Annotated in this window: 12 protein-coding genes; 7 read left to right on the forward strand and 5 right to left on the reverse strand. The window is 32.7% G+C overall.

The features are described from left to right. Positions 1–115: 115 nt before the first annotated feature. Together katG and Q0783_RS17000 are read left to right on the forward strand one after the other, a co-directional pair. The gene (gene katG, locus Q0783_RS16995) at positions 116–2,326 is read left to right on the forward strand and encodes a catalase/peroxidase HPI (protein WP_298897130.1); all 2,211 of its coding nucleotides are present in this window, start codon (positions 116–118) and stop codon (positions 2,324–2,326) included. Positions 2,327–2,393: 67 nt separating this feature from the next. Next, entirely contained in the window at positions 2,394–2,867 is a 474-nt protein-coding gene (locus Q0783_RS17000) for an ankyrin repeat domain-containing protein (RefSeq protein ID WP_298897132.1), read from the forward strand. A gap of 63 nt (positions 2,868–2,930) precedes the next feature. On the opposite strand, the gene Q0783_RS17005 is transcribed toward Q0783_RS17000, so the two are convergent. After that, positions 2,931–3,569: a peroxiredoxin gene (locus Q0783_RS17005; RefSeq protein ID WP_298897134.1), complete on the reverse strand. Its 639-nt coding sequence runs from the start codon at positions 3,567–3,569 to the stop codon at positions 2,931–2,933. Between the two features lie 107 nt (positions 3,570–3,676). After that, on the reverse strand, positions 3,677–5,353 hold the full coding sequence (locus Q0783_RS17010) for a Na+/H+ antiporter NhaC family protein (RefSeq protein ID WP_298897136.1): 1,677 nt from the start codon (positions 5,351–5,353) through the stop codon (positions 3,677–3,679). A 102-nt stretch (positions 5,354–5,455) separates the two neighbouring features. Between Q0783_RS17010 and Q0783_RS17015 the strand changes: the two genes are divergently transcribed. Together Q0783_RS17015 and Q0783_RS17020 are read left to right on the forward strand one after the other, a co-directional pair. Then, the gene (locus Q0783_RS17015; RefSeq protein ID WP_298897138.1) at positions 5,456–6,478 is read left to right on the forward strand and encodes a metal-dependent hydrolase; all 1,023 of its coding nucleotides are present in this window, start codon (positions 5,456–5,458) and stop codon (positions 6,476–6,478) included. Between the two features lie 173 nt (positions 6,479–6,651). Further along, positions 6,652–6,909 (forward strand): hypothetical protein, encoded by a 258-nt coding sequence (locus tag Q0783_RS17020; RefSeq protein WP_298897140.1) that lies wholly within the window; start codon positions 6,652–6,654, stop codon positions 6,907–6,909. A gap of 21 nt (positions 6,910–6,930) precedes the next feature. Here Q0783_RS17020 and Q0783_RS17025 read toward each other — a convergent pair whose 3' ends face one another. Beyond that, the gene (locus Q0783_RS17025) at positions 6,931–8,145 is read right to left on the reverse strand and encodes an aminotransferase class I/II-fold pyridoxal phosphate-dependent enzyme (RefSeq protein WP_298897142.1); all 1,215 of its coding nucleotides are present in this window, start codon (positions 8,143–8,145) and stop codon (positions 6,931–6,933) included. Between the two features lie 190 nt (positions 8,146–8,335). Here Q0783_RS17025 and Q0783_RS17030 point away from each other — a divergent pair, with 190 nt between their 5' ends. Both Q0783_RS17030 and Q0783_RS17035 read left to right on the forward strand, forming a co-directional pair. Continuing rightward, positions 8,336–8,794, forward strand: a complete 459-nt coding sequence (locus Q0783_RS17030; protein WP_298897355.1) for an Lrp/AsnC family transcriptional regulator — start codon at positions 8,336–8,338, stop codon at positions 8,792–8,794. Between the two features lie 26 nt (positions 8,795–8,820). Next, positions 8,821–9,447, forward strand: a complete 627-nt coding sequence (locus Q0783_RS17035; RefSeq protein WP_298897144.1) for a CPBP family intramembrane glutamic endopeptidase — start codon at positions 8,821–8,823, stop codon at positions 9,445–9,447. Here the strand turns inward: Q0783_RS17035 and Q0783_RS17040 are convergent. Continuing rightward, the gene (locus Q0783_RS17040) at positions 9,444–10,130 is read right to left on the reverse strand and encodes a LytTR family DNA-binding domain-containing protein (protein WP_298897146.1); all 687 of its coding nucleotides are present in this window, start codon (positions 10,128–10,130) and stop codon (positions 9,444–9,446) included. The two genes, Q0783_RS17035 and Q0783_RS17040, sit on opposite strands and share 4 nt — an antisense overlap. Then, on the reverse strand, positions 10,123–11,190 hold the full coding sequence (locus Q0783_RS17045; RefSeq protein ID WP_298897148.1) for a histidine kinase: 1,068 nt from the start codon (positions 11,188–11,190) through the stop codon (positions 10,123–10,125). Before Q0783_RS17045 ends, Q0783_RS17040 begins: the two co-directional genes overlap by 8 nt. Positions 11,191–11,591: 401 nt before the next feature. Here Q0783_RS17045 and Q0783_RS17050 point away from each other — a divergent pair, with 401 nt between their 5' ends. Continuing rightward, entirely contained in the window at positions 11,592–12,914 is a 1,323-nt protein-coding gene (locus tag Q0783_RS17050; RefSeq protein WP_298897151.1) for a T9SS type A sorting domain-containing protein, read from the forward strand. Positions 12,915–13,003: the final 89 nt, after the last annotated feature.

The raw sequence follows: 13,003 nt of genomic DNA on the forward strand, positions 1-13,003 counted from the left end.
ATATTGATAAATTTTACCTATCATGATATAATTTTAAAAAATGTATAACTCCTTTAATTTAGGACGTAAATTTTCTAACTTTATAGAATCAAAGAATCATCTAAACAATATAATCATGAATAACAACGAAGATCACCATATGAATGGTGATGCAAGTCAATGCCCTTTTTTAAGTGGAACACAAAAGAAAACAGCAGGAGGAGGAACCAAAAATCGCGATTGGTGGCCTAACGAATTAAAGCTAAATATTTTACGTCAGCATGCACCTAAATCCAATCCATTGGGAGACGATTTTGATTACGCAAAGGCATTTAATAGTCTTGATTTCAAGGCTTTAAAACAGGATGTCATTGATTTAATGACAGATTCTCAAGATTGGTGGCCAGCAGATTATGGGCATTATGGAGGGTTTATGATTAGAATGGCTTGGCATAGTGCAGGTACATATCGTGTTGGTGATGGAAGAGGAGGAGCTGGTACAGGGACTCACCGTTTTGCACCATTAAATAGTTGGCCAGATAATGGCAACTTAGACAAGGCACGTTTGTTATTATGGCCAGTAAAAAAGAAATACGGAAATAAAATTTCATGGTCAGATTTAATGATTTTAGCAGGAAACTGTGCTTTAGAATCTATGGGATTCCCAACATTTGGTTTTGCTGGAGGACGAGAAGATGTTTGGGAACCAGAACAAGATATATATTGGGGAAGTGAGACAGGTTGGTTAGATAATGATGAACGCTATGATACAAGTGATGGTGATTTAGAAGGACATCTAGGTGCTGTTCATATGGGATTGATTTATGTAAATCCTGAAGGTCCAAACGGAAATCCAGACCCTTTAAAATCGGCTCATGATATTCGTATTACTTTTGGTCGTATGGCGATGAATGATGAAGAAACTGTTGCTTTGGTAGCTGGCGGACATACTTTTGGAAAAGCACACGGAGCTGCTGATCCCGATCAATATGTTGGAACAGAGCCTCATGGAGCATCAATAGAAGAAATGAGTACTGGATGGAAGAATACTTTTGGGACTGGTGTTTTGGATGATACTATTACAAGTGGATTGGAAGGTGCTTGGACACCACATCCAACGCGATGGGATGATGAGTATTTTGATGTGTTGTTAAATTATGATTGGGAATTAACAAAAAGCCCAGCTGGAGCACATCAATGGACACCAACGGCAAATTCAGGAGCTCCTATGGCACCTAAAGCGGGTGATCCAAATGGCAAACAAGCCTTAATGATGTCTACAGCAGATATGGCCTTAAAAATAGACCCTGGATTTTTAGAAATATCTAAGCGTTTCCATAACGACCATAAAGCTTTTGAAGATGCATTTGCTAGAGCTTGGTATAAATTAACTCATAGAGATATGGGACCTATTTCACGTTATCTTGGTCCTGAGGTTCCTCAAGAAGAGCTCTTGTGGCAAGATCCTATTCCATCAGTAAATTATAACTTATCAGATTCTGATATATCCTCATTAAAGAAAATGGTTTTGGCTTCTGAGCTTTCAGTATCACAATTAGTGACTACTGCTTGGGCTTCGGCTTCTACATTTAGAGGTTCTGATATGAGAGGAGGAGCTAATGGTGGTCGATTACGATTGGAACCACAACGCAGTTGGGAAGTAAATAACCCATCAGAATTAAATAAAGTTTTAAATGTACTTGAGGCTATACAAAATGAGTTTAGTGGTACAATTTCTATGGCAGATTTAATAGTCTTAGCTGGTAATGCTGGCGTCGAAGAAGCTGCAAGGCAGGCAGGTCATGATATTTCAGTTGATTTTACTCAAGGAAGAGGTGATGCTTCACAAGACCAAACAGATCTAGAATCATTTGGTTATTTAGAACCTTTAGCTGACGGCTTTAGAAATTATATCAAAGCTAATCTTGAAGTAGCTGCAGAAGACTTATTAGTTGATAGAGCAAATCTATTAACGCTTTCTATTCCTGAAATGACCGCTTTAGTTGGAGGGTTAAGAGTTTTAGGAGCAAATTATGATGGGTCTAATTATGGCGTGTTCACTGACACAGTAGGACGTTTAACTAATGACTTTTTTGTCAATATTTTAGATTTCACCTATACATGGAGTGCCACTTCTGAGGACGATAGAATTTTTGAAGGAAAAGATCGTAGAACGGGACAAGTTAAATTTAAAGGAACACGAGCAGACCTTATATTTGGTTCTAATACAGAATTGAGAGCTGTATGTGAAGTATATGGCGCAAATGATGGAGAACAACGATTTGTAAATGATTTTGTTGCTGCTTGGTCTAAAGTGATGAATTTAGACCGTTTCGATTTAAAATAATTATAACGCTAAATTAAGAATAAGGATGGGTTATTAACTCATCCTTTTTTAATTAAAATTTACTATAATGAAAGATACAGATTTGTTTTTCAATGCTATACGTGCTGGAGAACCAGATAGGCTTCAGGCCTTTTTAAATATCAATCCGCAGTTGGTCAATGCAAAAGACTCACGTGGCTTTACACCATTAATTTTTGCAACATATTTTGATAATGAAAAAGCGACTAAAGTTTTATTAGATAATAATGCTGAAATTGATGACCAAGATGCTACAGGTAATACAGCATTAATTGGTGTTTGTTTTAAAGGGAATGAAAAATTAGCAAGAACTCTAATTCAACATGGAGCTAATATTAATGTTGTTAATAATATGGGAACGACACCATTGATATTTGCGACAATGTATAATAAAGAAGAAATCATAAAATTGCTATTGGAGACAGGTGCTGATAAAAATATAAAAGACAATGAAGGACGAACAGCTTATGATCATGCCGTTGAGAAAGGATTCAAAAATCTGGTCAAGCTTTTGAAAATATAATATATTCTTAATAAAAAAAAGCCACTTAGTTTAAGTAGCTTTTTTTATAAGTGATAATGCAATTTAGTTAACGTGCTTTTCTAAAAATTCTGCAACACCTTCATGAGTTGCTTGCATTCCAGTTTTTCCTTTATTCCAGTTTGCTGGACAAACTTCACCATTCTCTTCAACAAATTGTAAAGCATCTACCATACGTAAGGCTTCATCTACATTTCTACCTAATGGTAAGTCATTTACGATTTGGTGACGTACAATCCCTTCCTTATCAATTAAGAATAATCCACGATAAGCAATTAATTCGCCTTCAGCTTGAAGCATATCATCTTCATCATAGAAGTAATCTCCAGCTAAAACGTCATAATTTTTAGAAATCGTTTTGTTCGTATCTGCAACTAGAGGATATGTTATACCTTTAATACCTCCGTTGTTTTTATCCATCTGTAACCAACCATAGTGTGATTGTTCTGTATCTGTTGAAACAGCTATTACTTCAGTATTTCTAGATTTGAATTCATCTAATTTTTCTTGAAATGCATGTAGTTCAGTTGGACAAACAAATGTAAAATCTTTTGGGTAAAAGAATAAGACAACGTGTTTTTTACCAATGAATTGATCTAAAGAAAAGTTAGTTACAAATTCGCGACCGTTTACAACCGCTTGTGCATTAAATTGAGGTGCTTTTTTTCCTACTAATACAGCCATTTTTTAATATGTTTTTTTTGAGTTAAATTTTAAATTTGGCTGCAAATATAGTCAATCGAACTGTTCAAAAAAATGATGCATATCATTTAATTTTATCTCACTATAGTTTAGTTCAATTTACCTGAAATTTGTCTAATTTTTATTCGGAAAGCGGCAAATAATAATGTCGTGAACGGACTTAACCAGTTGAAGATAGCATACATGAAATACTGACTCACATCTACACCTAAAACTCCAGATTGGTATGCACCACAGGTGTTCCATGGAACTAATACCGAAGTTACAGTTCCAGAATCTTCAAGAGTTCTACTTAAATTTTCAGGAGCTAAACCTCTGTCCTCATAGGCTTGCTTAAACATTTTTCCAGGGATAACAAGTGCAAGGTATTGGTCTGAAGCAATAACATTAAGCCCAAGGCAACTAATAACTGTGCTTGCAAATAATCCAAATACTGTTGTAGCAACCGATAATAAAGCTTTGGTAATTCTAGCTAAGGCTCCAATGGCATCCATGATACCTCCAAACACCATAGCACAAACAATTAGTAAGATAGTCCAAATCATTCCATTCATTCCACCAGAACTAAAAAGTTTTTTAAGTCGCTTAATCGTTATTAATTTGTCTAAATTTTCAGCTTTGGTCTGAATAATAGAAGCATCTTGATAATCGGAAGAGAAAAATTCTTTTAAACTTTCAATTGTATAAAGTCCTTTTAGATCGTCATCTGAAAAAAGATTAGCTAGCCGACCTTCATCATTATTGATTCTTTCTAAATCGGTTTCAGATAAGGCTGCTAAGTATTCTTTATCAGAAATTTCAATATTTGTATCTGTAAATATAGAATTCACAACAGTTTTGGTTGAAGAATCTGTTATTGTATCAATAAGTTTTGGTTGAAAAATAAACGCAAAAACGATAGCTAAAACTACACCAGAAGCGAGCGCGACTAAGGGTTTTGTTTTGAGTAAAATTAACCCAACTACAGCAACCGGAACCAAGAATAACCAAGGTGTAATATTGAAATAGTTATCTATTGCACCTAATATAAATGTCGTGTCTGAACTTCCTGTAGATTCTATAGAAACGCTTATAATTCCGAAAACAATCAATGTCACAATAATTGTTGGAACCGTTGTAAAAGCCATGTATTTTATATGCGTAAACAAATCTGTTCCAGCCATAGCAGGAGCGAGGTTTGTAGTATCACTTAAAGGAGACATTTTATCTCCAAAATAGGCGCCTGAAATAACAGCACCAGCAATCATTCCTGGATTAATACCTAATGCTGTTCCAATACCAACAAGGGCAATACCAACAGTTGCAGAGGTTGTCCATGAGCTTCCAGTAGCAATCGAAATCACAGCGGCAATCACAACTGAAGCTGGCAAGAATATTTCTGGGCTTAACACTTGAAGACCATAATAGACCATAGCAGGAATAACACCACTAATAAGCCAAGTGCCTGCAAGTGCTCCAACTAAAAATAAAATCATGATAGGTACAAAAACACTTTTGAGGTTTTCCCAAATTTCTTTGATCATACCTCCCAAAGTCACTTTATTAAAAAAGCCTACTGCTGCTGCAACTAGCCCTCCAAGCAATAAAATTATTTGATTAGTGTAAGTGCCAAACCACTCTTGGCTCTCAACAAAAAAGATGTTGTAAGCAAGTAGTGCCATTAGTATAACAACAGGAATCAGAGCCTCATAGAAATTAAGTTCCTTATTTTCAACGATGTTCTGATCTTTAGCTTTAAATTCTGAGATATTATTGTCTTCGCTCATTTGGTTTTAGTGACTATTTGTGCTTGTAATGTTACGATAATGTTGTCTATTCTGCAAATCATAATTGTTCCGTACTTTTACATTTCAATTCTCAAAATGTAAATGGATTCATTAACTCAGATTGTTTTAGGTGCTGCTTGCGGAGAGGCAGTTTTAGGTAAAAAAATTGGAAATAAAGCTTTATTGTTTGGTGCTATTGGTGGAACCATTCCCGATTTGGACGTATTTATTGGAAGTCTTTTACATAACAATGAGATTGATGCCATGTTGTTCCATAGAGGCTTTATGCATTCTATTTTGTTTTCTGTTTTGGCAGCTTTTCTGTTAGGATGGCTAGTTCATAAATTATATGATAGAGGTAAACGATTGGATACAACGACCCAAAAAGATTGGATATCATTATTTTTCTGGTCGTTATTTACGCATCCAATTTTGGATTGCTTCACACCTTATGGCACACAGCTCTTCGCACCATTTTCAAATTACCGTGTAGCGTTTAATAATATTGCGGTGGCCGATTTACTATATACTACACCATTTTTATTATGTATGATTATTTTGATGTTTTTTAATCGACAAAATAATACACGCCGACTATGGCTTAAGCTAGGTATAGGTATAAGTTCGGCTTATATGATATTTACGATTTTTAATAAACTTCATATTGATAATGTATTTGAGACGTCTTTAGCCGAGCAAAATATTACATATAAGCGTTTCAGTGCTCAACCTTCTATTTTGAATAATATTTTATGGTATGGCATAGCCGAAACCGAAACCGATTATCAAGTTGCTTTTTATTCATTACTGGACAAATCTAATCAGTTTTCAGAATGGAGAACTATTTCTAAAAAACGATTGTTAAATACACGTTATGATAGTGATATAGAATATTTGTCATGGTTTAGTAACCATTATTATAATGTTCAGGAACTAGACAATGGAGAGTTTATATATAATGACCTAAGATATCCTTTGGTAAAAACACGTGAAGGTTATAAATCTGTTTTTAATTTAAAACTTTACGAGTCTGAAGGACGTTTAGATATGAAACCTTTTGAACCAGAAATGGAGGATTTTAGTTTTACCATGTCAGCACTTTGGGAACGACTCAAAGGAAAATAATTACGATGTATTAAACTGTTTTCACCCGTCTTTAATGAAAGATTTGTACTTAGTATCAGCACTTTGTCGGATTTTCCTATCCTTTAAACATTGAAATTTACTTTATATCGAATTGTTGTGACCTTCATTAATTATGGTGTCCAAATAGTAACAATAATTAATTAGCTATCAGTATGTTACCCACTTTATATTTAGATTCTTTTAAACAATACGATTATGATTCTCAAATACGTTTATTGAATTGGAAACTAAAAAAGAACTTAGAAACATTGATATTTCTTTCAGAATTAGAATCTCGATATCAAGAAGAGAATACCTTGCCTTCGGTTATTCAAGAATATTATGACCTAAAGAAAGATGTACAAAGTAAAACAGTAGAGTTATCTAATGAATTAGCTTACTACAAATCTTTACAAACTAAATGTGCCTAAAAATGACTGGATTGAAGTAGACTATACTAATTCAGGAATTAGAATGTTTAGTTCAATCATACAGCTCTTCATAATTTGGTAAGTACGCTCAATATCGGCATCTAAACCAATTGAGAAACGTATTAAGCCATCACTTAATCCCATTTCCTTTTGCTCTTCTTCAGGAATTTCAGAAGATGTTGAGCTTCCTGGAGCCGAGAATAGTGTTTTATAAAACCCTAAGCTTACGGCAAGATAACCAAGGTTCTTCTCTTGCATCATTTCCATGAGCTCATTAGCTTTATCTAAGCTCCCAACATCAATGGTTAACATACCTCCATAACCATATTTTTCATTCATCATTGACTTAAATAACTCATGAGATGGATGTGAAGCCAATCCTGGATACACGGTTTTTAGTCCATCTTGTTCAAATTTTTCTGCAAGATATGTAGCATTATAGCTATGCTGTTGCATACGGATATGTAATGTTCTTAAGTTTTTTAATACTGAAGATGCGCGTAAACTATCCATTGTTGATCCTAGTAACATTGAGGCGCCATCATTAACATTTCTTAAATCATCGATGAATTCTTGAGTACCACATACCACTCCGCCAACGGTATCACTAGACCCATTAATAAATTTAGTCAAACTGTGTATCACCACATCTGCTCCTAATTTAGCTGGAGAAATAGACAAAGGAGAAAAGGTGTTATCGACTACAAGTTTTAAATTATGACGTTTAGCAATCTCTGCAAGTCCTTTTATATCTGCAACTTCTAATAATGGGTTACTTACAGATTCGCAGTATAATACTTTCGTGTTTTTAGTGATTGCTGACTCTACAATATCCAGTTTTGTGATGTCTACAAAAGAGGTTTCAATACCAAATCGAGGTGTAAAATTTTTAAGAAAAGCATAGGTGCCACCATAAATTGTTCTACTAGATACGATATGGTCTCCAGCTCCACAAAGTTGCATTAATACAGGTGTTATAGCTCCCATTCCTGAAGCTGAAACATTAGCAGTTTCGGTACCCTCCATTGCAGCTAAAGCTTCACCTAAATATAAATTGGAAGGTGAGGAGTGACGTGAATATAAATAACAACCATCTGCATTACCTTCAAATGTATCGAACATCGTTTTTGCAGATAAAAATGTATAAGTAGATGAATCTGATATGGAAGGATTAACACCTCCAAATTCACCAAAATATTGTAAGTCTTGAATGTTGTTAGCTGGTTTAAAAGCCATTAGAGTATCGTTTAGTTGGCTAAATATAATCGAAGCCTAGTTTATATGACATCAAAAGTCGTTCTATTTAGATTATATATCAATGATTAAAGTCATATTTAGAAAATAAAACTATATAATTGCCATTTAATAGTTATTTTTGTTTAGGTTATTGAGTTTCGATTTACAAAACTGAAAATTTTTCAAAATGATACAATTGGATGCTATTGATAAAAAATTATTGCATTTTCTTCAAGAGGATAGCAAACAAACAAATAAGGAATTATCTAATAAATTAAACCTTTCTGTAACAGCGGTCTATGAGCGAATTAAAAAATTAGAGCGAGAGGGTGTTATTTCCAAATATGTTACACTTATCGATAAAAAAATTGTAGATAAAGGGTTTGTGACCTTTTGTAGTATAAAGTTGCTCCAACATACTAAGAACTATGTCGTTGATTTTGAAAAGGAAGTAACTAAATTAGATGAAGTATTAGAGTGTTATCATATTAGTGGTGATTATGATTATTTATTAAAAGTTTTAGTAGCAGACATGGACGAATTTAGAGAGTTTATGGTGAAAAAGCTTACCAGTATTAGCCATATTGGAAGTACACATAGCGCTTTCATGATCAATGAAGTAAAACATACAACAGCTATTAGTATCTAACACTAATAATTGCCTATATTTAGATCATGCAATCAACACGTTATAAACTTTCAGAGTTTTTTATCATTTTCATTTTAGTCCCAGTAAGTTTTGCTATACATTATCCGTTATGGATAAAAATGGTCATAGGACTTTTAGGTTTTTTATATGTGATTTTTGTTTTGCTGAAAATTGAAAAATTGATGTTTAAAATGTCACCAACCTTGGATTGGAATACCTTTTTTAAGCGTACATTAATTCAATTGGTAGGTATAGCTGTTTTGACAACACTTTATATGTGGTTTGTCGATACTGAGAACCTCTTTGTGGTACTTTTAAACAAACCACTTTTATGGTTAATGATTCTATTTGTGTACAGTTTTTTTTCGGTATATCCGCAGGAATTAATTTATAGAACCTTCTTTTTTCAGCGTTATAGAAAACTATTTAAAAGTAATACATTGTTCATATGTATCAATGCAGCACTGTTTTCATTAGCACATATTTTTTTTAGAAACGGACTGGTTATGATATTGACTTTTATTGGAGGAATTCTTTTCGCATTAACATTTCAGAAAACAAAGTCAACACTTTTAGTTTCTATTGAGCATGCCATATATGGCTGTTGGTTATTTACAGTTGGAATGGGAGAAATGCTTGGTTTTCCGTCTTAGGATAGTTTTTGCTCCAGATTGGCTTTATAGCGATGACTCACAGGAATTTTAACATCGCTAATATATATATACTTTGATTCTAGTACTTCTATATGTTGTATAGATACGATAAAAGATTTATGAGTTTGAATAAACATTTCAGGTAATCGCTCAAGAGCTGTATTTATAGTTTCTCTGGCTAAAATCTTCTTTTTGAGAGTATGATACACCATATAATTACCGTCTTTTTCTAAATACAGAATGTCATCTATAGAAATTTGATGTTTCTCGTACCCACTTTTTACAATAATAGTGGGCTTAGTACTTTTGTTTTTAAGTTCTGTTTCTTTTTTTAAAGCTATTGATACCTTATCTACAGCTTTAAAAAACCGCTGATATGTTATGGGTTTGAGCAAATAATCCGTGGCATTTAAATTGTAGCTTTCTACAGCATACTCTGGATAAGCAGTTGTAAATATAATATGACAATTAGACGGAATTAGTTTGGCTAATTGCGTGCCAGATAAATTGGGCATATTAATATCAAGAAATATGACTTGAGGTGTTTTTTGTTCTATAAATTGTAAAGCTTCAATAGGGTTTCTAAATGATTTTATACATGAAATTGCACTGGACCTATTGCAGTAATTCTCCAATAGTTCAATGGCTTTTGGCTCATCGTCTATGATTATGGCTTCAATCATAAGCTAATTTAAGATCAACAATATAAGTATTATCGGTTATTGAAATATTTAAATCGTGTTTATTTGGATATAAAATGTCCAATCTTCGCTTCACATTTTGTAAGCCAATTCCAGAGTTTTTAGCTAACATCGTATCTGTATTACTCGTTTCTTTTAATGAATTTCTGCATACAAAGTGTATGGTATTATTACTCGCCGTTAAATTTATATCTATAAATGACTTGTTATAAATATCAATACCATGTTTAAAAGCATTTTCTACAAATGGAATTAATAGAGCAGGAGCAATATGTATATTGCTTAAATCGCCTTCTTTTTTAAATGCTATTGATATTGGGTCATTAGTATCAAATCTCAGTTTGTTGAGCTGAATATAATGTTCTATAAACTCAATCTCTTTTGATAAAAGAATGGTTTCATCTGAGGTGTCATGTAATAGAAAACGCAATAATTCTGAGAGCTGCGCTATGCCAGAAGAGACTTCAGTTTGTTTGTGTTTTTCGGCAATGGATAGTAAGTTGTTTAGCGCATTAAATAAGAAGTGCGGATTGATTTGCGATTTTAGTAATTGCAATTCGGCAGTGAGTTTATCTTCCTTTAATTTTTGCTTAAGAGCTTCTTCCTTTTGCCATCTCAGTATGATAATATGAACAAAGGAAATACCAGCAAAGAAAAGTAGAATTAATAGACTTATGATTAGACTTTTGACCGCGAGAAATTCAGACCCAAAGAATAGAACATTTATTATTAGTTTAATTAAAAAGACAATACCAATATACAGTACTAAGAATTTGATATATTTTTTATGCTGTTGCTTGAAAAAGTATCTTGAAAGAAAATAAACATTAAAATAATAGAAAATTATGGTTATGAGGATGCTTAATATGTTTGTTATTAGAATACGATTCTCAAACTTATCGTAACCATATATATTTTTTACTATTTCTTTATCATTAACAATATCCACATCAATACTTTGAGGAACAAATATGGTTAAGATGGCATAACCACATATTGCCCAAAAGATAATATTTAATACTATTTCTAATGTTCGTTTCATACTACAAAGTTTAGTAAAAATAGGTTTTTACTAATAAGTTAAATGCTCTTTTATAGTCTTTGTTATGAAACTACTTTTTCATGTTATGAAATTTTGAAATCTATTATAAGACGTAGTAATTGAAAAGAAGTCACACTTTGCAAATTGTAATCCTGTTAAGAACACAATAGCTTAAAAACAATAGCTTTTGTTGTTACTTAGTGAAAAAATATGAAAACGGATAAAGTTATTGCGCTAATATTTATGTCTTTCGCTGTGTTTTCTTGCACAAATAATCACAATAACAATTGGTACCTAAGGAATCTTTTGAAGACATTAAATAACAGTTATATAATTCGTTTAGAGTAAATGTTATGAAAATAAATTGTCTAAAATGCGCAATAGTATTGTATTCTTTATTAATGACGTTTAGTTGTTATGCTCAATTTGGTGCAAGAACACAATTGGATTTGGTGAACTCTTCAGTTTTGACAAACGAAATCATAAGTCATGATTTTGATAATAATGGTTTTAATGACATTGCAATTGCTAAAAATGGTAGTAATGAAGGTATATCCTTGTACATGAATCAAGGAGATAATAATTTCACAATCGTGCATTTTGATGATATTGAAATTACGAGTTTTACTTACTTAGACGCTGGCGATCTAAATAATGATGGGTGGATTGATATTGTGGCTACAGGACCATTAATTAATGATAGCCTTGTTTATGTGTTTTACAATGATGAAGGTGCTTTTTCATCTTATCAAATTATTAATATGACACCATTGCCATATCCTGCTGGTATAAAAATCACAGATGTAGATGACGACGGAGTGAAGGAAATTTTGGCATTAGGTGATGTTAATTTTAGAATATACAATAATATAGGTAGTACTACTTGGGCGATTACAGAGTTACCAGTTTTAGCAGAGTATTATGGTTTTGAATTAAGCGATATTGATAATGATGGAGATGAAGATGTATTGATCGCATCATTAGAATTATTCATTTTTATGAATGTAAATGGAGCCCTAATGTATGACGCTGCTCGAAGTGCTACTATTTTACCTGAAGACAATTTGGTTTTACTAGAGGTTCATTTAGATGATTTAGATAATGATGGAGACGAAGACTTGCTCATAAATGGAAATTCTAATTCAGATTTTCGATGGTATGAAAACTTAGGAAACGGCTTTTTTAATAGCTTACCCAATGTTTTTGATACTAACTCAAGGTCAAAATCATTTGCTACAGCCGACTTCGATAATGATGGAGATACAGATATTTTTACAGTGATTCCTCAATTGGCAATTGCTGTATGGTATGAAAACCTTGGAGGAGGTGATTTTGGACCTAGAACTTTAGTATTTCAAAATGACATTATCACTATTAGAACAACTAATACTAATGATTTAAATAATGACGGTTTACCCGATATCATATGGAGTGGTTTATTGTCATTTCATCTAAATGAATCATCATTGTCTATTGATGAAGAAGAATTAGCTCTAAATACATTTACTATCTATCCCAACCCTTCAAAATCAACTTTCAATCTAAAGTCTAATGAATCAGGAAAAATTAGCATCTATAACAACCTAGGAAGCTTGGTTTTTACAAAACCAATACACAAAGGTTTGAATAGAATAACACATAATCTAGCCTTAGGTTATTATATCATTGTTTTTAAAAATGAGTATAACCTTGAAACCATAGTAAGTAAAATAATAGTGCGGTAAATGAAATGTTATCAAATGAATATTTTTTGTGATGAACTATTAAATATTTAAAACAGAAAGAATTTCATAACAAATATTGTGGGTTAAAT

Source organism: uncultured Psychroserpens sp. (assembly GCF_947500255.1).
In the GTDB taxonomy this organism is placed as follows: domain Bacteria; phylum Bacteroidota; class Bacteroidia; order Flavobacteriales; family Flavobacteriaceae; genus Psychroserpens.

Bases quoted from the DNA above. Each gene is read 5' to 3' on its own strand.
- katG (WP_298897130.1), top strand. From the start codon at position 116: ATGAATAACAACGAAGATCACCATATGAATGGTGATGCAAGTCAATGC.
- Q0783_RS17000 (WP_298897132.1), top strand. From the start codon at position 2,394: ATGAAAGATACAGATTTGTTTTTCAATGCTATACGTGCTGGAGAACCA.
- Q0783_RS17005 (WP_298897134.1), bottom strand. From the start codon at position 3,569: ATGGCTGTATTAGTAGGAAAAAAAGCACCTCAATTTAATGCACAAGCG.
- Q0783_RS17010 (WP_298897136.1), bottom strand. From the start codon at position 5,353: ATGAGCGAAGACAATAATATCTCAGAATTTAAAGCTAAAGATCAGAAC.
- Q0783_RS17015 (WP_298897138.1), top strand. From the start codon at position 5,456: ATGGATTCATTAACTCAGATTGTTTTAGGTGCTGCTTGCGGAGAGGCA.
- Q0783_RS17020 (WP_298897140.1), top strand. From the start codon at position 6,652: ATGTTACCCACTTTATATTTAGATTCTTTTAAACAATACGATTATGAT.
- Q0783_RS17025 (WP_298897142.1), bottom strand. From the start codon at position 8,145: ATGGCTTTTAAACCAGCTAACAACATTCAAGACTTACAATATTTTGGT.
- Q0783_RS17035 (WP_298897144.1), top strand. From the start codon at position 8,821: ATGCAATCAACACGTTATAAACTTTCAGAGTTTTTTATCATTTTCATT.
- Q0783_RS17040 (WP_298897146.1), bottom strand. From the start codon at position 10,130: ATGATTGAAGCCATAATCATAGACGATGAGCCAAAAGCCATTGAACTA.
- Q0783_RS17045 (WP_298897148.1), bottom strand. From the start codon at position 11,190: ATGAAACGAACATTAGAAATAGTATTAAATATTATCTTTTGGGCAATA.
- Q0783_RS17050 (WP_298897151.1), top strand. From the start codon at position 11,592: ATGACGTTTAGTTGTTATGCTCAATTTGGTGCAAGAACACAATTGGAT.